The following is a 17,878-nucleotide window of genomic DNA, read 5'->3' as shown; positions in this document are numbered from 1 at the left end:
CCCTGTCTGTGTTTTTTGTTATTTGTCGTTGGGACGAGTTTCCACGCAAGACCCGGTGAGATCAAGCGGGATCAAATCCTCTCCAGAAACGAGTCAGCCCCGGCGAACCGGGGCTGACGGCGTTCCTGCTGCTATTTTAATCAAGCAGCATTTTTATCAGGCAGCTTTGAACTGGTCGACATACTGGCTGCGGATTTCCGCGTACCAGCCCGGTTCAGCCGGCCACGGCCAGACGTTCTTCAGGGCGTCGCCCGGATAGGCTTCCTGGAAGTTCTTCTTGAACACGTCGGAGGTAAGCGCGTCACCGCCGGTGATCACCGGATTGTAGCCCGAACCCTCCGCCACCTGAGCCGAAACCTCAGGCGTCGTCAGATAGTTGAGGAATTCATAGACCTGTTCGGTGTTCTTGGCGGCCTTCATCAGCGAGAGACCATCAAGCCAGACAATGGCGCCTTCCTTGGGCGAGGTGTAGTTGACCGGCTTGCCGTCCTTCTTCAGCGACAGCGGCGGGCCATCCCAGGTCTGGCCGATCCACACATCGTTTTCCATCAGGCCGGACTTGGTGTTATCGGCCGAATCCCAGAACTGCTTCACCCAGGATTTGTGCTCGATGGCAAAGGCCAGGATCGGGTCCCACACCTTCTTGAACGAAGCTTCGTCCTTGTAGCCGTCGAGCATGCGATTGCTCGGCAGCTTGCCCGACGCGTCCATCCACAGACCGATACCGAGCAGGAAGGAGTGGCCGCGACCCTGGATGTGGCCCTTGACGCCATCTTCCCACAGCGAACCGTAGCTGAGGTTGGCGACGTCACCCTTGTAGAGATCCGTGCGATAGGAGATCGCTTCCGAACCCCAGCAATGCGGCAGATGATAGAGGCCGTCTTCCCAGGTCCAAAGCTTCTTCGAGCTGTCGAGCATCGATGAGACGAAGGCCGACATGTTCTTCAGCTTGTTGGTATCGTAGGGCGCCAGGACCTGCAGGTCCTTGTACTGCGGGGCGCGGTTGCAGGTCGGCTGGCAAAGATCGAAGCCATCGCCGCCGGTCGCCTGCAGCTTGTTGATCTGCTCTTCGTTCTGCGAGAACGGGGTCTGGTTGACCTTGATACCCGTGGCTTTTTCGAAACCCGGAATGACCGGATCGGGGAACTCGTCGGACCACATCAGCAGGTTCAATTCACCTGAGGACGAAAACGCATTCTTGACGAACATCGGGGCGGTCAATCCGACAGCGCCGACGGCGGTCGCGGATTGCAGCATGGTGCGGCGAGACAGCATAGCAGCGCGCATTGTTTTCTGCGCGGAAGTCAACGTCTTCTTTGACATATCGAACCTCCCTGTTGGCGACGGGCGGAATGCCCGGCGCGACAATCGTTTCCCTAGACCTGTTTCGTAACCGTTTTTGATTTGGCGTTTCTTGACAGTATGGACTTCCAATTATGCATTTAGGATTGGAAAAGTGAATGCTCTCAACAATTCGTGAAGCCTGCGGAGATCGCCGCCGGCCCGGGGCATACCCCGCAACCCGTCCGAGAACCGAATAATGTGCGCAGGCTTTGGGCTGGACGCCCACGGGCGGCATCTGAAGGCCATCATGTCATGCAACGGCAAGCACAGCCCCCAGAATAGCTGAGCCAGTCACTTGGTCCGCCGTCCGGCGCAAAAACATGAAACCTCTCAACATCGATCTGCCCCCAAAGCGACTGTGAGATATGGCCAGACGCTTTTACCGCAGACGCGAACGGCCCGCAAGCCGGGGCCAGATTCAAAGAACGTCTAGGGCCAGACGACAGGCGTCCGGCAGGTCCGGGCCTTTGATGCACCGCACAGTCTATCAGGCAGCTATGAACTCTCGAGACGGCAGAGCGGTACTGCGGTCGGCAATCGTCGGTTAGCCATCGCCAGCGCTACCGCCCGAGCGTCACATCCTTGCAACCTGCAGTCGATATGATGATCGGTTCGCATTCTTTGCCGGCAAGAGGACATCGATATCCGGATCGGTTTTTGGGTCCTTCCACATCTTACGCAGATTGCCGTCATCCTGTGTGGTGGTTAGAGTTGCCGCCGCCGCGGGAAACGCTTCGCGGCCGATTTCGGGGGAGTTCGTGTGCGATGAAGATCAAGACGCTGGAGACTTTCAGCAATCAGGCGGTGGGCTTTGTCCGCGTGACGACAGACGATGGTCGTCAAGGATGGGGCCAGGTCTCGACTTACAATGCCGACATCACCTGCCAGATCTTTCACCGCCAAGTCGCGCGCTATGCGCTGGGCGCCAACGCGCTCGATATCGAAACGCTGGTGACGACTATTCCCGAACGCGAGCATAAATTTCCGGGCTCGTACCTCATGCGCGCCATCACCGGACTCGATACCGCGCTTTGGGATCTGCGCGGCAAAATCGAGGGCAAGAGCGTCTGCGAACTCTTGGGGGGCAGACCGCGCCCTTTTCCGGTCTATGCATCCAGCATGAAGCGGGGCGAGATCAAGCCTAAGGAAGAAGCCGCGCGCTTCATCAAGCTGCGTGACGCGCATGGCTATGATGCCTTCAAATTCCGGGTCGGTAAGGAATGCGGCCATGACCAGGATGAATGGCCCGGCCGCACGAACGAGATTGTGCCACTGATCCGCAAGACGCTGGGCGACGATGTCCGCCTGCTGGTCGATGGCAATAGCGGCTACACGCCGAAGAAAGCCATCGAAGTCGGCCGCATGCTGGAGCAGCATGGCATCATCCATTTTGAAGAGCCCTGCCCCTATTGGGAATATGATTGGACCAAAGAGGTGAAAGAGGCCTTGGCTCTCGATGTCACCGGCGGCGAGCAGGATTGTGATCTCGCACTCTGGCGCTTCGCCATCAACATGCGCGCGGTCGATGTCGTACAGCCTGACGTCTGCTATCTGGGTGGCATCAACAGGACAATGAAGGTCGTCAACATGGCGAAGGCGGCAGGCCTGCCAGTGACGCCCCATTCAGCGAACCAGTCGCTGGTGACCGTGTTTACGCTCCACCTCATGGGCGCCATCGAGAATGCCGGCCCCTATGTCGAATATTCGATCGAGGGGCTGGACTATTATCCGTGGGAAACGGGCCTGTTCGATCCCGTGCTCGTCGCCAAAGACGGCAAGGTCCAGATTCCCGAGGGCCCCGGCTGGGGTGTCGAAATCCGCCAGGACTGGCTGGACAAGGCACGGTATCAGAAGAGTGAAATGTAGAACGCTTCCCCGCGATCAAGTTGCCAGCGGCGATCTCCTGGAACGTTGAGACGGTCAGGGCTTCCAGTCTTCAGCGCGCTTTTCCGCCTCGGCAATCTGTTCGTCGGTCATTTTGGCGGCGAGGGCTTTATCCCAGCGAGGCGCCTGTCGATCGCCATTCTTGATCGCCAGGAGAAACCATTTCTTCGCCTCCACATAGTCCTGCGTCACGCCCTTGCCGTCCTGATAGAGAAAGGCGATGTTCGACTGCGACAGGCCAAAATTCTGATTTGCTGCCAGCGTGTACCATTTGAGGGCTTCGGCATTGTCCTGCGTCACACCCTGACCATCCAGGTACAGGTTTCCAAGACTGTGCTGAGCACGGGCATATCCCTGGTCAGCGGCAAGACGATACCATTTGGCGGCCTCAGCGTCGTCATCCGGCACGCCCTTGCCTTCGAGATACATCAGGGCAATAGAGGTCTGCGCGTCCGCCGCTCCGCGGTCGGCGATTGGGCGTAGCAGTTTATATGCTTCGGCATAGTCCCGCTTGACCCCAAGACCATCCAAATAGAGGTTTCCAAGAGTATACTGCGCGTCCTCGTTACCCTGGCCAGCTGCTTTGAGAAACCAATCCGCGGCTTCTTCATAGTCCTGGTCAACACCCAAACCATTCTTGTAGAGATGGCCGACTTTGTATTGCGCAACCGCGTTGCCCTTCTCGGCAAGCGGCAAGAGCAACTGCATCGCCGTTTCATAATCCTTATCGTTATAAGCGTCCTTTGCATCCTGAAGCTGATCAGCGGATGCCGGCAACACCCCGAAGAGATTGGCACAGACGATCAGGCACGACAGCGCCCATATGATCAGGGATGATTTGAAGAATTTCGTCATATGCCTTGGTGCCTCAATAATTTTAACGCGTTGGCTGGAACATATCCGCACGTGACGGCATCATCAACTTCAAGTGTGAGATGCCATGCCACGTTTCAGCAAATGATTGCAGGTCGGAATTGTTTTAGAAACTTGGCGGCGAGTTGGCGGTCACGACTTCGCATTCATCCGTGCCGACATTGCGGAAGCGGTGCGGGGTGCGGCTGTCGAAGTAATAGGCGTCACCAGGACCCAGCACGCGGGTCTGGTCGCCCACGGTCACCTCGAGCTTGCCGCGGATGATGACGCCCCCCTCTTCCGCTTCATGGACGAGCATCTGGGCGCCTGTGTCGGCGCCTGGCTGGTAATGCTCGTGCATCAGCTGGATGGCCTTGCCCGTCATGTCGCGGCCGACCTGGCGATAGGAAACAGCACCGCCGGCCAGTTCAATAAGTTCCGGGGCAGCAAAAAAGATTTGTGCGCGCGGCTTCAAATCGTCGGCAAAGAATTCGGCCAGACTCATGGGGAAGCCGTCCAGCAGCTTCTTCAACATGCCGACCGAGGGCGAGGAGCGGTTCTGCTCGATCATCGAAATGATGGCGTTGGAGACACCGGCGCGTTTGGCCAGCTCCCGCTGCGATAAACTATGGGAATCCCGCAGCGCCTTGAGACGGGCGCCTAGGTCAAAGCCACTGTTTTCGTCCATCTCGGCCACCGCTAAATGCTTAACAGCCTCGGCTGCTTGATAAGTATATTAATCACATAAATCGCAGAATCAATGATTTTAGGCCATATCTTTGCACCAATTGAATTGAGCTGCCTGCCGCTTGTTTATTTTCTTTAGCGTGGTAATGTCGCCCATCAATCCGATCCGGCCCATCAAACCGTTAGGAACCGCTATGTCCAATCGCACTTCCAAGTCGTTCGAAGCGACTCAGTTCAAGCCGACGCCGAACAATCTCGAAGCCTTCTTCATGCCCTTCACGTCGAACCGGCACTTCAAGGGCAATCCGCGCCTGTTCGTCAAAGCCGAAGGCATGCATTTCACCAATATCGAGGGCAAGAAGGTTCTCGACGCCACGGCGGGCCTGTGGTGCGTCAATGCCGGCCACGGCCGCAAGGAAATCTCGGAAGCCGTCGCCCACCAGATCCAGGAAATGGATTATTGCCCGCCTTTCCAGATGGCGCATCCGGCCGCGTTTGAGCTTGCCTCGCGCGTCGCAGCCTTGGCGCCGACCGGTCTCGACCATGTCTTCTTCACCAATTCCGGCTCTGAATCGGTCGACACCGCTTTGAAGATCGCGCTCGCCTATCAGCGCGCCAAAGGCCAGGGCACGCGGACCCGTCTCATCGGCCGTGAGCGCGGCTATCATGGCGTCGGCTTCGGGGGCATTTCCGTGGGCGGCATGGTCAACAACCGCAAATGGTTCGGTACCGCCCTGGGCGGCGTCGATCATCTGCCGCACACCTACAATGCCAAGGAAATGGCATTTAGCAAGAACCAGCCGGCCTGGGGTGCGCATTTGGCCGACGATCTCGAGCGTCTGGTGGCGCTCCATGATGCGAGCTCCATCGCCGCTGTCATCGTCGAGCCGGTCGCGGGTTCGACAGGTGTCCTCATTCCGCCGAAGGGCTATCTCGAGAAGCTGCGCGAGATCTGCACCAAGCACGGCATCATCCTGATTTTCGACGAAGTCATCACCGGCTTCGGCCGCCTCGGAACCAATTTCGGCGCCGATTATTTCGGTGTCACGCCGGATATGATCACCTGCGCCAAGGGCCTCACCAACGGCGCCATTCCGATGGGCGGTGTCATCGTCTCGAAGGACATCTACGACACCTTCATGAACAACTCGGCTGAGAACGCCATTGAGTTGTTCCACGGTTATACCTATTCGGCACATCCGGTTGCCTGTGCGGCTGGCCTCGCCGTTCTCGACATCTACAAGAACGAAGGCCTGTTCGATCGTGTGAAGGATCTGGCACCCTATTGGGAAAATGCGATCCACAGCCTAAAGGGCACGAAGCATGTCACCGACCTGCGCAATGTCGGCCTGGTTGGTGCCATCGAGCTGGAATCACGTCCCGGCAAGCCGGGGGCCCGCGCCATGGATGCCTTCCTCAAAGCCTATGAGAAGGGCATGCTGATCCGCGTTACCGGCGATATCATCGCCATGTCACCGCCCTTCATCGTGGAAAAGAGCCATATCGACCAGGCTGTCTCGATCATGGCCGATGTCCTGAAGTCGATCGATTAACTGCTGCAAATGCGCACCGGCTGGCCCCGTTCGGGCTGGCCGGTGCGTTTACTATTGGAGAAGACCTATGCTTATCGGCGTTCCTAAAGAGATCAAGAACCATGAGTATCGTGTCGGCCTGGTGCCCGCCTCCGTGCGCGAACTCGTCCATCATGGCCACAAGGTGCTGATCGAAACCGGCGCTGGCGAAGGTATCGGCCTCGATGACCGCGCCTACAAGGCGGCCGGCGCCACGATCGCCAAGAGCGCCGAAGACGTCTTTGCCAAGGCCGAGATGGTGATCAAGGTCAAGGAACCGCAGCCCAAGGAAACCAAGATGCTCCGCAAGGGGCAGATCCTTTACACCTACTTGCATCTGGCGCCGGACCCCGTGCAGACCGAAGGCCTGATCAAGTCTGGCTGCACCGCTATCGCCTATGAGACCATCACCAGCGCCCGTGGCGGCTTGCCGCTGCTGGCGCCGATGTCGGAAGTGGCCGGCCGCATGTCGGTCCAGGTCGGCGCGCATTACCTCGAAAAAGCCCAGGGTGGTGCTGGCATCCTGCTGGGTGGCGTTCCCGGCGTGGCGCCGGCCAAGGTCGTCGTCATCGGCGGCGGCGTCTCCGGCACCAATGCCGTCCGTATGGCGATGGGCATGGAAGCGCATGTCACCGTCATCGACCGCTCGGTCGACCGCCTGCGCCAGCTGGACGAGATGTTCGGCAGCAAGATCTACACCTGCTACTCGACACTCGATGCGATTGAAGAGCATGTCATCAACGCCGATCTCGTGATCGGCGCGGTGCTGGTGCCCGGTGCTGCTGCACCCAAGCTGGTCAGCCGCAAAATGATCAAGCAGATGCGTCCGGGCTCAGTCCTTGTCGACATCGCGATCGACCAGGGCGGTTGCTTCGAAACCTCGAAGGCCACCACCCATGCCGACCCGGTCTATGTGGTCGACGGCATCATCCACTATTGCGTCGCCAACATGCCGGGCGGCCTCAGCCGCACTTCGACCTTCGCCCTCAACAACGCCACCCTGCCCTTCGCTCTGGCGCTGGCCGACAAGGGCGCCAAGAAGGCGCTGGCAGCCGATCCGCATCTCATGAACGGCCTCAATGTTCATGAAGGCAAGATCACCTACAAGGCCGTGGCCGACGATCTGAAGAAGAAATACGTGCCGGCGGCGGAAGCTCTCGGCCTCTAAGAAAATTATCCGACTTTGCGACAACGGCGGAACCAGATGGTTCCGCCGTTTTTGTTTGCCCTCATTTCTATTCGGGCAGCGTGATCCCACCATCTTTCGACAAGGGGAAGAATGGATTCCACGCAATCTCCCAGGGATGACCTTCGGGGTCTGCGAAATAGCCGGAATAGCCACCCCAGAACACATCCTCGGCGGCCTTCAGCAACGTGCCACCCGCTGCCACGGCGGTTGCAATGACGCGGTCGACCTCGGCTTTGGATTCCATGTTCTGCGCCAGCGTGATGCCGCCGAATCCAGCACCGACATCCGCGATATGCGCATCTTCCGCCAAGGATTTGCGGCTGAAGAGACCGAGGCCGACACCGCCCGCCAATTGGAAAAACACGACATGTTCGTTGCCCGCGCTGGACGGCGTCCATCCCAAGCCTGTTTCATAAAACTGTCTCGCACGCGCGAGATCATGCACGCCCAAAGTGATGAGGCTGATTCTCGGCCGGATTGACATCGCTTTCTTCCTTCACAAATGGACAGCTATCGTTGGCGTAAAATCGTTAATCGGCAGAACAGCAAGGTTCTGGCGTGCGTTCCGCGCATAACCGCCCGGCTTGGACAAAAGGCCCGTTCTAGGCTAGTTTCTGCGGGCATTGCCGACCGTTTTGGTTGGCGCACAAGGTCATATGCGACCATCACATTTGAGATATATGGTTCTTTATCATGAAGTATATAGACGATTGGATTGGCGAACGGAAAGTGGATGAGGTGGAATGCCTCGTCCCCGACATGAACGGGATTCCGCGCGGCAAGATCCTGCCCGCGACCAAGTTCATGAAGGGTGTGCGTGATGACGGCCTGCGCCTGCCAAGCAGCGTGTTCCTGCAGACCGTCACCGGCGATTATCCGGATATCGAAGAAGACACGATGGGTTCTTTCCAGGACCCCGATGTCTATCTGCGCCCGGATCCCAACACCATCCGCATCGTGCCCTGGTACAAGGATCCGACGGCCCAGGTCATCCACGATTGCTTCGATGTCAATGACAAGCCGGTTGAGCATGCCTCCCGCTATGTGCTGAAGCGCGTGCTCGAGCTCTACGATGCCAAGGGCTGGAAGCCCGTCGTCGCACCGGAGCTGGAATTCTATCTGGTGCAGGTCAACACCGATCCCGATCTGCCGCTGTTGCCGCCGATCGGCAAGTCCGGCCGCGCCGAAACCGGCAGCCAGGCTTACGGAATCGATGCCGTCAATGAGTTCGATCATATCTTCGAGGACGTCTACGATTACTGTGAACGCTCGGAGATCGATGTCGATACGCTGGTCCATGAATCGGGTTCGGCGCAGATGGAGATCAACTTCAACCACGGCAACCCGCTCGAACTCGCCGATCAGGCATTTCTGTTCAAGCGCACCGTGCGCCAGGCCGCGATGAAGCATGGCATCTATGCCACCTTCATGTCGAAGCCGCTGGCCAACCAGCCGGGCTCCTCGATGCATATCCACCAGTCGGTGGTGGAGAAGCGCACAGGCAAGACCTTGTTCGCCGATTCCAAGGGCCGCGATTCAGCCATGTTCCGCGCCCATGTCGCCGGTCTGCAGAAATATCTGCCGCAGCTGATCCCGATGCTGGCGCCGAACGTGAATTCGTATCGCCGCCTGCGTCCGCAATTCGATGCGCCGATCAATGTGCAATGGGGCGTCGACAATCGCTCCTGCGGGCTGCGCGTGCCGGTCTCCAGCGGTCCGGGCCGTCGCATCGAAAACCGGCTCGCCGGTGCTGATGCAAACCCCTATCTCGCCATGGCGGCATCGCTGGTAGCAGGCTATCTCGGCATGGTCGAACGGTTGAAGCCAACCAATTTGATCACGGGTAGTGCCTATCGCATGGCACATACGCTGCCCAAGACGGCGCAGGAATCCTTGCAGCGCTTCATGGCTTGCAAACCGATCCGGCCGTTGCTCGGCGAAAAATTCATCAAGGCGTTGTGGATCGTCAAGATGGCCGAGCTTGAGGCTTATCAGGACGTCATCAGCTCGTGGGAACGCGAGCATCTGTTGTTGAACGTCTGAGAATGCGCGGAACGACCGGCAAGCAATCGGCCAGCACCGCCGCCTCGGTTGAGGCGGCGGTCAGCCAATTGTCGCGCCGCACCGAAATCCTGATCCTGACGGCGCGGGTGAATTTCAATCCGTGAGGCGTGGCACCCCTGTATCGTCACCGCTATAGAACCGTTATCGATCGCATAAGGATTTCCATCATGACCGTACAAATGAAGCGCAACAGCACCGCCGAATGGCAGGCCCAGGACCGGCAGCATCTCCATCCCTTCACCGACCAGAACGAACTGGTGAAGCTGGGCGCCCGTGTCATCGCGAGAGCCGAGGGCACGTATCTCTTCGATTCCGACGGCAACAAGATGCTGGATGCGTTTGCAGGCCTCTGGTGCGTCAACATCGGTTATGGCCGCAAGTCGATCGCCGACGTAGCCCATGCACAGCTTTTGGAGCTGCCCTACTACAACACCTTCTTCAAGACCACCCATCCGCCGGTCGCTGAGCTGTCGACGCTGCTGGTCGACATGACCCCGAAGCAGTTCAACCATGTCTTCTATGGCCTCTCGGGCTCGGATGCCAACGACACCATCGTGCGCATGGTGCGGACCTATTGGAATTTGAAGAAGCAGCCGAAAAAGAAGACCATCATCAGCCGCTGGAACGGCTATCACGGCTCGACCATGGTCGCGGCGAGCTTGGGCGGCATGAACTATATGCACGAACTCGCTGATTTGCCGTTGCCGGGCCATGCGCATATCAAGCAGCCCTATTGGTATGGCGATGGCGGCTCGCTCAGCCCCGATGAATTCGGCCTGCAGGCAGCAAAGGCACTTGAAGACAAGATCCTTGAACTCGGCGCCGAGAATTGCGCAGCCTTCATCGGCGAACCGATCCAGGGCGCCGGTGGCGTCATCATTCCGCCCGCGACCTACTGGCCGGAAATCCAGAAGATCTGCAAGAAATATGATCTGCTGGTCATCGCCGACGAAGTCATCTGCGGTTTTGGTCGCACCGGCTACATGTTCGCGTCCGAGCCGTTCAAGATCGAAGCTGATTTCATGACCCTCGCCAAGGGCCTTACCTCCGGCTACATGCCGCTTTCGGCCATCATGGTCGCGGACCGCGTCGCCGAGGTGATCAACTCGTTCGGCGATTTCAACCACGGCTTCACCTATTCCGGCCATCCGGTCTCCTGTGCGGTCGCGATCGAGAACATTCGCATCATTCGCGAGGAGAAGCTGGTCGAAAACGTTCATGACGTCACTGGCCCCTATCTTGCCAAGCGTCTTGAGGAATTGCGTGACCATCCGCTGGTGGGCGAAGTCCGCTCCATGGGCTTTGTCGGCGCCATCGAACTGGTGAAGGACAAGAAGACCCATAAGACGTTTGAGCCCCTTGGCCAGACCGGCACTATCTGCCGCGATCATTGCGTCAAGAACGGCCTTGTCATGCGGGCGACCCGCGACACCATGTTGATGTCGCCGCCGCTCACCTGGACCAGGGAACATGTCGACGAGTTCATGAAGCTCGCGACCATCGCCTTGGATGCCACGGCGAAGGATGTCGGCGTAAAGTAAGCGCTGAACGTTGGATTGTGAACCCCGCGGCCGTTTGGATTTATCTCCGGACGGTCGCGGTTTCATGTGAGGCTCACTCATGCAAGATGATCTCGGTTTCACCTTTACCGCCCGCAAAACCGGCGAGGTTCAGATCCATCACTATGGGCGCCTCGCCACCACATTGCGCGGTGCGCGGGCCGACGATTTCCTTCAGGAGATGGAAGGCTGCGACCACGCTACGGCGCAGCAGGTGATGGCGCGCCTCACCGGCAACTATAAGCGTGGCAATGAACGCAAGGCCGCCGATCATCCGCGCAATCGGCGTTGACCGATTGCCCGCGTTTCACACGCGGTTTTTCTTTCTGCATGGCTCGCGGCTCTTGCGCGCAGATTTGGCACTTGTCTGAAGCGTTGGGTCGCCTAACTCTCACCTCAGCGAAACGCCTGATATGAGGAAAGCCCCACATGATCGATCTCTATTATTGGCCGACACCGAATGGCCACAAGATCACGATGTTCCTGGAAGAGGCCGGCCTCGACTATCGCATCGTGCCAGTCGACATCGGTGCCGGCGACCAGTTCAAGCCGGACTTTCTCGCTTTTTCACCCAACAACCGCATGCCGGCCATCGTCGATCACAATCCCAGCGATGGCGGCGAAGCGGTGACCGTATTCGAATCCGGCGCCATCCTGGTCTACTTGGCTGAAAAGACCGGCCGTTTCATGGCCAAGGATCTGCGCGGCCGCAAGAGCACGCTGGAATGGGTATTCTGGCAGATGGGCGGCCTCGGCCCCATGGCCGGGCAGAACCACCATTTCGCCATCTATGCGCCAGAGAAGATCCCCTACGCCATCAACCGCTATGTGAATGAGACCAACCGCCTCTATGGCGTCCTCGACCGGCGGCTTGCCAAACACGCCTACCTTGCCGGCGCCGATTACAGCATCGCCGACATGGCAGCCTATCCCTGGGTCGTTCCGTATGAGCGCCAGGGCCAAAAGCTGGAAGACACACCGAACTTGAAACGCTGGTTCGACGCTATCGCGGCACGTCCTGCGACGAAGGCCGCCTACGCCAAGGGCACGGAGATTTCCAACCGCCCCGCCGTGACAGACGCTAGCAGAAGCGTCCTCTTCAACCAGACCGCAGCCAGCGTCGCCAACGCAGCGCGGTGACAGATTGCCCTTTCATCGTCATCCTCCGCGAAGGCGGAGGATCCACGAGTTGCTTTCTTCGTATCACATTGAAACTCGTGGATGGTCGGCCTTCGCCGACCATGACGAAGTGTGTTGACGGTTAGAGGAACCTATCTCGCCTCAATCCGATAAGCACAGCACCGGTCCCCGCCCAGCATATGCTGGGTGCGGGTGACGCTGACGTCCTTGCCCATCACTTCCTGAAACAGCTTCAGCTCTGCGCCGCACAGGCCCGAACAGGCTTTCGCCGCCTGGGCGATCGGGCAGTGGTTTTCGGTCATCAGCCAGGCGCCGCCGGAATCTTCGCGGCACTCCGCCATATAGCCGTCGATGCGACGGAGATCGGTGAGGCGACGCACACGCTCGGCCAGTGATCCACCCGCACCCAATGTCGCGCGATAGCGTTGCAGCTGCTGCACCTCGCGGGCGGCCAAAATGTCGGCAAGGCCATCGTCGCCCTTGGCGATGATGATGGCGGCCAGCAACTCGCTGGCGAGATCGCGGTGGCGGTCGTCGAAATGGGCGTGGCCCTGCTCGCTCAAGGACCAGAGCCGCTGCGGCCGGCCGATCGCCTGGCGCTTGTCCTCGAAAGTGACCAATCCCGCAGCACACAGGCGGTTGAGATGCTGCCGCGCGCCCACGGCAGTCATGTCGAGATGCTGGCCGATGCGCGACGCGGTGAGCGCGCCCTCGGCTTTCAGGACTTCCAGGACTCGGGTGGGACCAAAATCTGCCATGGCCTCTAAAATATCGCACTGCACCTAATTTAGAAAGCATTTACTTTCCATGGATCGCCTTCTAAGTTCCGCCCATGTCAGCTACCAGCACGTCTTCTGCGGCAGCCAGCGTCGACGACGCCCCACCCCGCCTTCTCCAGCGCGCGAACATCGCGCCGCTGGCCCTCGTCAATCTTGGTGTCGGCCTCCATGCCGTCATCTGGTACATGGCGGCGACCGCGATGCCGACCGCGATTGGCGACGTGGGCGGTGCCGAGTATCTGAGCTGGGTCAGCGGCCTCTATCTGGTCACCACCATACTGGGTGGGGCCGTCACCGCGATGCTGAAGGGCCATTATGGTGCCCGCAACGCGCTACTGGGTGCGGGCTTCGTGGTGATGATCGGCGGCTTCGTCGCGGCAGCAGCCCCCGGCGTCGGTTTTATTCTGGCCGGCCGCGCCATCCAGGGCCTCGGCGAAGGCGTCCTCATTGCCCTTTCCTATGTCATCACGCGCGAGCTGTTCGACAATCGGCTGGTCCCCCGTGTGTTCGGCACCCTGGCCGCGACCTGGGGCGGCGCTGTCTTCTTCGGTCCCTTGGTAGGTGGCGTGCTCACTGAACTCTTTTCCTGGCGCGTGGCGTTCCTGGGTGCCGCCCTGCTCCCGCTGCCGATGCAGGCGCTGGCTTACATGATCCTGCGCGACAAGCATGAACGCATCTTCGTCGGCAAGCCCCCGCTGTTGCGGGTTTCTCTGCTGGCCATCGGCGTTATCTGCATTGCCGCGGCCGACCGCCTCGGCAGTTCGGCGCTCGGTACCGCGGCGATTGTAAGCGGCATCGCATCTGTCGCCTTGGCGCTCAAGCTCGATCGCCATGCAGCGACACATCTCATCACGACTGTGTTTCCAAGCCTCCGCCACCGCGTGTCGCTGGGCCTGTGGATCCTCATCCTGATGCCGATGGGCGAGGCCGGCGTCTTCGTCTACACACCCTATCTCCTGCAATTGGATCGTGGCCTGTCGCCGACCTGGGCCGGCTATTTCGGCGCCATCCACGCCCTCACCTGGTCGCTCTCGGCGCTCCTGGTTGCCGCGTTGCCGTCGCGCTGGCACAGCAGCGTGATCCTCGCTGGGCCTGCGACATTGGCCCTCGGCCTGGCTATCCAGGCCGTCACCATGACCGGCGGTCCGATCCTCTATGTCGGCATCGCCCTCGCTTTCGTCGGCATCGGCTTCGGCATCTCTCATTCTTTCATCAACCAGCGCATCATGGCCGCGGCACCTGCAGGACAGGAAGATGCAACCGCCACCGCCATCCCGACGCTCGAATGCCTGGGGGCCGCCATTGGTGCGGCTGCGGCTGGATTGATCGGTAATGCAGCAGGTTTCGCCGGCATCCTGACGACGGAGGTTGTGGCCCGGGGCTCCCTCGGCGTCTTTGGTGGTGGTGCACTGGTTGCGGTCCTCGCCACTCTGACCGCCTTGGTTTTCCTGCGTTCCGGCGCCCGCCACGCGGCTTTGTCCCGGGCCGGCAACGAGAATATCTTGAATGCAGAATAGAAAAACTTGATGCCAACCCTCGATGAATTCGATTTCCTAAATACCTTCCCCTGCGGCAGACTGTCACCCATGATCGATTTCACGTTATGGAATCACCCCCGGAGCGCTATCCGGAGACTGGATTGAGGGATTGAATTGATGACCAAAGTTCTGGTCGGCCGCACCGAACAACCGCTGGACAGCGTCGACGTCGAGTCATTCGTCGGCGCCATGCGCGTGCAGGCTGCTGCGGTCAATCTGGTGACGTCCGATGGCCCCGGCGGCAAGACCGGCGTTACCGTGAGTGCCATGACCTCGGTCTCCGCTGAACCACCCTTACTGCTGGCCTGCGTCAACCGCCGCAGCCCGTCGGTGGCCGCGATCCGCGAGAACGGCGTCTTCTGCATCAATGCCCTGAGCGCCGAGCAGAGCGAACTTGCCAATACCTTTGCCGGGCGCCCCAGCAATGGCCAGCCCTTCGACTTTTCCACTGCCGAATGGATGACGCTTTCGACAGCCTCGCCGGTTCTGGTCGATGCGGTCGCCAATCTCGATTGTGTCGTGCATGACATCGTCGAGGCTGGATCGCATACCATCTTCATCGGCCGCGTCGTCGGCGCCGCGCATCGCAATGTGAAGCCACTGGTCTATTGCGACCGCACCTATCTCGCCCCCGGGCCACTCACTGAATAATCAAGCGGCCGGCTGATCCTTCTTTCGGTCCACATTCAAGGCGTTTGAAAAAAATGGCGCGCGATCCGCGTTACGATATCCTGTTTGAACCGGTGAAGATTGGCCCCGTCACCGCCAAGAACCGCTTCTATCAGGTGCCGCATTGCAACGGCCAAGGTTACCGGGATCCCTCTGCCGTCGCCAAGATGCGCGGCAACAAGGCGGCCGGCGGCTGGGGCGTGCTGTGCACCGAGCAAGCCGAGATCCATCACACCTCGGAAATCACACCATTCATCGAACTCCGCCTGTGGGACGACCGCGATATCCCGGCGTTGCAGAAAATGAGCGATGCAATCCATGCCGAGAATGCGCTGGCTGGGATCGAGCTTGCCTATAACGGCCCCAACGGGTCGAACAACTATACGCGTGAAGTGCCGCTTGGCCCCTCGCATCTCCCCATCGCCACTTTCTATTACGATCCCGTCCAGGCCCGTGCGATGGACGGGCAGGACATCAAGAATCTGCGCCGCTGGCATAAAAACGCGGCACTTCGGGCCAAACGCGCCGGATTCGACGTCATTTATGTCTATGCCGCCCACGGCTTTTCGATCATCCAGCATTTTCTCTCTCGCCGCTTCAACCAGCGCACGGATGAATATGGCGGCAGCCTCGAGAACCGCATGCGCCTACTGCGTGAGATCACCGAGGACACGGTCGATGCGGTGGGTGACAAGGCGGCCGTCGCGATCCGCATCGCCGTCGATGAGTTGATGGGCGAGACCGGCCTTCACAAGGCTGAGATCGAGGACGTGATCGGCCGCATGGCGGAAACGCCGGATTTGTGGGACGTGACCCTCTCCGACTGGAGCAATGATTCCCGCACCTCGCGCTTCACCGAGGAAGCGGCCGAGGAGGACTTCGTCCGTGGCATCAAGCGTCTCACCACCAAGCCGCTGGTCGGCGTCGGCCGCTTCACCTCGCCTGATTTGATGGTGCGGCAGGTGAAGTCCGGCATTCTCGACCTCATCGGCGCCGCCCGCCCCTCGATCGCCGATCCGTTCCTGCCCCTGAAGATCGATGAAGGCCGCATCGACGATATCCGCGAATGCATCGGCTGCAATATCTGCGTCTCCGGCGACATGACCATGTCACCCAGCCGCTGCACCCAGAATCCCGCCATGGGCGAGGAATGGCGCAAGGGCTGGCATCCAGAATTCATCCGCAGCCGCGAAAGCGAGGCTCGCATTCTCGTTGTCGGTGCTGGTCCTGCAGGTTTGGAAGCAGCCCGTGCCTTAGGTCAGCGCGGCTATGAGGTGGCGTTAGCCGAAGCCGGTACAGAGCTCGGCGGCCGTGTCGCCCGCGAATGCCGCCTGCCGACCTTGAGCGCCTGGGGCCGCGTGCGCGATTGGCGCGTTGGCCAGATCAACAAGATGCAAAATGTCAGCGTCTATCTCGACAGCAGGCTGGATGCTGCCCAGGTGCTGGAATTTGGCTTCGACCATGTGGCGATCGCGACGGGCAGCATCTGGCGGGGAGACGGTGTTGCGCATCATCACCTGGCTCCGATCCCGATTGCCGCCGACGTCCCTGTCCTGACGCCGGATGATCTCATGGCCGGCCGGCGTCCGAGCGGCCACCGCATCGTGCTGTTCGACGACGATCATTATTACATGGGCGGCATCTGCGCTGAGTTGCTGGTGAAGGCCGGCCATCATGTGACCCTGGTGACGCCGGCGCCGGAGGTCTCCACCTGGACCCGCAATACCCTTGAACAGGACAAGATCCAGGCGCGCCTCCTCAACATGGGGGTCGAGGTGATCGTGAGCCATGCCGTCGCCTCGGCCCACGCCGATCACATGCGACTGAGTTGCGTTTTCACCGGAAAAACCCGCTCGATTTCAGCTGACGGGCTGGTCCTGGTGACCGCGCGCCTGCCCCTGGATCAGCTCTATCTCGACCTCAAAGCCCGGGAAAATGATTGGGCCGATGCCGGTATCAGTGGTGTCAAAGGCATCGGCGATGCCTGGGCACCCTCCACCATCGCAGCCGCCACCTATGCCGGCCGGCGTTATGCCGAAGAATTCGATGCACCGGATATCGGCGACGCGGTTCCCTTCCGGCGCGAAATGGTGGAACTATTGCCCGGATGATCATTGCATCCATTCAGGAGCTTCGCGAACAGCTGCCACGCCATGGGCGGCTGATGGGGCTCGATCTCGGGGAGAAGACCATCGGTATTGCGGTGGGTGACCCCAGCCACATGATCGCGACCCCGATCACGACCATCCGCCGCAAGAAATTCGCCGACGATTCCAAGGAGTTGTTGAAGCTGATCGACGACCGGCAAGTGGCTGGGCTGGTGATCGGCCTGCCCCTCAATATGGATGGGTCGGAAGGACCGCGCTGCCAGTCGGTGCGTCAGTTCGCCAGCAACATGGCCAAGCTTCGTGACCTGCCGATGGCCTTCTGGGACGAGCGCCTGTCGACAGTGGCAGTGACAAGGGACATGATCTTTGCCGATGTCAGCCGGGCCAAACGTGCCAAGATTGTCGATCAATCCGCCGCGGCCTTCATCCTGCAAGGGGCTTTCGACAGCCTGAAGCGGTGAGCTGTCGTCACAGCTTAACGCCAGCGTCACGAT

General features: G+C 59.8%; 17 protein-coding genes. 12 read left to right on the top strand and 5 right to left on the bottom strand.

All coding sequences use genetic code 11. The annotated features are described in order from the left end of the window. Positions 1-156: 156 nt before the first annotated feature. Positions 157-1,323 carry an extracellular solute-binding protein gene (locus AC1DWZ_RS13485; protein WP_477169414.1) on the bottom strand — a complete coding sequence of 389 codons (1,167 nt, stop codon included), beginning with the start codon at positions 1,321-1,323 and terminating at the stop codon, positions 157-159. 786 nt (positions 1,324-2,109) lie between these two features. Between AC1DWZ_RS13485 and AC1DWZ_RS13480 the strand changes: the two genes are divergently transcribed. Next, on the top strand, positions 2,110-3,210 hold the full coding sequence (locus AC1DWZ_RS13480) for a mandelate racemase/muconate lactonizing enzyme family protein (RefSeq protein ID WP_477169413.1): 1,101 nt from the start codon (positions 2,110-2,112) through the stop codon (positions 3,208-3,210). A gap of 54 nt (positions 3,211-3,264) precedes the next feature. Here the strand turns inward: AC1DWZ_RS13480 and AC1DWZ_RS13475 are convergent, their stop codons facing one another. Together AC1DWZ_RS13475 and AC1DWZ_RS13470 are read right to left on the bottom strand one after the other, a co-directional pair. Continuing rightward, complete coding sequence (locus AC1DWZ_RS13475; RefSeq protein ID WP_477169412.1) at positions 3,265-4,083, bottom strand: tetratricopeptide repeat protein; 819 nt, start codon at positions 4,081-4,083, stop codon at positions 3,265-3,267. Between the two features lie 124 nt (positions 4,084-4,207). Beyond that, entirely contained in the window at positions 4,208-4,768 is a 561-nt protein-coding gene (locus AC1DWZ_RS13470) for a cupin domain-containing protein (protein WP_477169411.1), read from the bottom strand. Between the two features lie 193 nt (positions 4,769-4,961). Here AC1DWZ_RS13470 and aptA point away from each other — a divergent pair, with 193 nt between their 5' ends. Together aptA and ald are read left to right on the top strand one after the other, a co-directional pair. Beyond that, a complete protein-coding gene (aptA, locus tag AC1DWZ_RS13465; protein WP_477169410.1) occupies positions 4,962-6,320 on the top strand; it encodes an omega-aminotransferase AptA in 1,359 nt (452 codons plus the stop codon). Between the two features lie 67 nt (positions 6,321-6,387). Continuing rightward, entirely contained in the window at positions 6,388-7,506 is a 1,119-nt protein-coding gene (ald, locus tag AC1DWZ_RS13460) for an alanine dehydrogenase (RefSeq protein WP_477169409.1), read from the top strand. Positions 7,507-7,573: 67 nt separating this feature from the next. On the opposite strand, the gene AC1DWZ_RS13455 is transcribed toward ald, so the two are convergent. Next, positions 7,574-8,011, bottom strand: coding sequence for a VOC family protein (locus AC1DWZ_RS13455; protein WP_477169408.1), 438 nt, complete (start codon positions 8,009-8,011; stop codon positions 7,574-7,576). Positions 8,012-8,220: 209 nt separating this feature from the next. Here AC1DWZ_RS13455 and AC1DWZ_RS13450 point away from each other — a divergent pair, with 209 nt between their 5' ends. The 5 genes from AC1DWZ_RS13450 (at position 8,221) to AC1DWZ_RS13430 (ending at position 12,290) form a co-directional block, all read left to right on the top strand. Then, complete coding sequence (locus AC1DWZ_RS13450; RefSeq protein WP_477169407.1) at positions 8,221-9,570, top strand: glutamine synthetase family protein; 1,350 nt, start codon at positions 8,221-8,223, stop codon at positions 9,568-9,570. A 2-nt stretch (positions 9,571-9,572) separates the two neighbouring features. Beyond that, on the top strand, positions 9,573-9,695 hold the full coding sequence (locus tag AC1DWZ_RS13445) for a hypothetical protein (RefSeq protein WP_477169406.1): 123 nt from the start codon (positions 9,573-9,575) through the stop codon (positions 9,693-9,695). Positions 9,696-9,758: 63 nt separating this feature from the next. Beyond that, positions 9,759-11,132 carry an aspartate aminotransferase family protein gene (locus AC1DWZ_RS13440; RefSeq protein ID WP_477169405.1) on the top strand — a complete coding sequence of 458 codons (1,374 nt, stop codon included), beginning with the start codon at positions 9,759-9,761 and terminating at the stop codon, positions 11,130-11,132. Between the two features lie 79 nt (positions 11,133-11,211). Then, the gene (locus tag AC1DWZ_RS13435; protein WP_477169404.1) at positions 11,212-11,442 is read left to right on the top strand and encodes a hypothetical protein; all 231 of its coding nucleotides are present in this window, start codon (positions 11,212-11,214) and stop codon (positions 11,440-11,442) included. Positions 11,443-11,579: 137 nt separating this feature from the next. Beyond that, on the top strand, positions 11,580-12,290 hold the full coding sequence (locus AC1DWZ_RS13430; protein WP_477169403.1) for a glutathione binding-like protein: 711 nt from the start codon (positions 11,580-11,582) through the stop codon (positions 12,288-12,290). A gap of 131 nt (positions 12,291-12,421) precedes the next feature. Here the strand turns inward: AC1DWZ_RS13430 and AC1DWZ_RS13425 are convergent, their stop codons facing one another. After that, positions 12,422-13,048: a helix-turn-helix transcriptional regulator gene (locus tag AC1DWZ_RS13425; protein WP_477169402.1), complete on the bottom strand. Its 627-nt coding sequence runs from the start codon at positions 13,046-13,048 to the stop codon at positions 12,422-12,424. Between the two features lie 74 nt (positions 13,049-13,122). On the opposite strand from AC1DWZ_RS13425, the gene AC1DWZ_RS13420 reads away from it, so the two are divergent. The 4 genes from AC1DWZ_RS13420 to ruvX all read left to right on the top strand — a co-directional run bounded on the left by AC1DWZ_RS13420 (position 13,123) and on the right by ruvX (position 17,845). Continuing rightward, positions 13,123-14,586: an MFS transporter gene (locus tag AC1DWZ_RS13420; RefSeq protein ID WP_477169401.1), complete on the top strand. Its 1,464-nt coding sequence runs from the start codon at positions 13,123-13,125 to the stop codon at positions 14,584-14,586. Positions 14,587-14,724: 138 nt separating this feature from the next. Then, on the top strand, positions 14,725-15,258 hold the full coding sequence (locus tag AC1DWZ_RS13415; protein ID WP_477169400.1) for a flavin reductase family protein: 534 nt from the start codon (positions 14,725-14,727) through the stop codon (positions 15,256-15,258). Between the two features lie 53 nt (positions 15,259-15,311). Then, entirely contained in the window at positions 15,312-17,387 is a 2,076-nt protein-coding gene (locus AC1DWZ_RS13410) for an oxidoreductase (RefSeq protein ID WP_477169399.1), read from the top strand. After that, positions 17,384-17,845 (top strand): Holliday junction resolvase RuvX, encoded by a 462-nt coding sequence (ruvX, locus tag AC1DWZ_RS13405; RefSeq protein ID WP_477169398.1) that lies wholly within the window; start codon positions 17,384-17,386, stop codon positions 17,843-17,845. The genes AC1DWZ_RS13410 and ruvX overlap by 4 nt, the downstream gene beginning before the upstream one ends. Positions 17,846-17,878 lie beyond the last annotated feature (33 nt).

The sequence above is a fragment of the Dongia sp. P2_B8 genome, from assembly GCF_056404715.1.
The sequence above is the reverse complement of the archived record's forward strand: the minus strand, read 5'-3'. Positions and strand labels throughout refer to the sequence as shown.

Bases quoted from the DNA above. Each gene is read 5' to 3' on its own strand.
- AC1DWZ_RS13485 (WP_477169414.1), bottom strand. From the start codon at position 1,323: ATGTCAAAGAAGACGTTGACTTCCGCGCAGAAAACAATGCGCGCTGCT.
- AC1DWZ_RS13480 (WP_477169413.1), top strand. From the start codon at position 2,110: ATGAAGATCAAGACGCTGGAGACTTTCAGCAATCAGGCGGTGGGCTTT.
- AC1DWZ_RS13475 (WP_477169412.1), bottom strand. From the start codon at position 4,083: ATGACGAAATTCTTCAAATCATCCCTGATCATATGGGCGCTGTCGTGC.
- AC1DWZ_RS13470 (WP_477169411.1), bottom strand. From the start codon at position 4,768: ATGGACGAAAACAGTGGCTTTGACCTAGGCGCCCGTCTCAAGGCGCTG.
- aptA (WP_477169410.1), top strand. From the start codon at position 4,962: ATGTCCAATCGCACTTCCAAGTCGTTCGAAGCGACTCAGTTCAAGCCG.
- ald (WP_477169409.1), top strand. From the start codon at position 6,388: ATGCTTATCGGCGTTCCTAAAGAGATCAAGAACCATGAGTATCGTGTC.
- AC1DWZ_RS13455 (WP_477169408.1), bottom strand. From the start codon at position 8,011: ATGTCAATCCGGCCGAGAATCAGCCTCATCACTTTGGGCGTGCATGAT.
- AC1DWZ_RS13450 (WP_477169407.1), top strand. From the start codon at position 8,221: ATGAAGTATATAGACGATTGGATTGGCGAACGGAAAGTGGATGAGGTG.
- AC1DWZ_RS13445 (WP_477169406.1), top strand. From the start codon at position 9,573: ATGCGCGGAACGACCGGCAAGCAATCGGCCAGCACCGCCGCCTCGGTT.
- AC1DWZ_RS13440 (WP_477169405.1), top strand. From the start codon at position 9,759: ATGACCGTACAAATGAAGCGCAACAGCACCGCCGAATGGCAGGCCCAG.
- AC1DWZ_RS13435 (WP_477169404.1), top strand. From the start codon at position 11,212: ATGCAAGATGATCTCGGTTTCACCTTTACCGCCCGCAAAACCGGCGAG.
- AC1DWZ_RS13430 (WP_477169403.1), top strand. From the start codon at position 11,580: ATGATCGATCTCTATTATTGGCCGACACCGAATGGCCACAAGATCACG.
- AC1DWZ_RS13425 (WP_477169402.1), bottom strand. From the start codon at position 13,048: ATGGCAGATTTTGGTCCCACCCGAGTCCTGGAAGTCCTGAAAGCCGAG.
- AC1DWZ_RS13420 (WP_477169401.1), top strand. From the start codon at position 13,123: ATGTCAGCTACCAGCACGTCTTCTGCGGCAGCCAGCGTCGACGACGCC.
- AC1DWZ_RS13415 (WP_477169400.1), top strand. From the start codon at position 14,725: ATGACCAAAGTTCTGGTCGGCCGCACCGAACAACCGCTGGACAGCGTC.
- AC1DWZ_RS13410 (WP_477169399.1), top strand. From the start codon at position 15,312: ATGGCGCGCGATCCGCGTTACGATATCCTGTTTGAACCGGTGAAGATT.
- ruvX (WP_477169398.1), top strand. From the start codon at position 17,384: ATGATCATTGCATCCATTCAGGAGCTTCGCGAACAGCTGCCACGCCAT.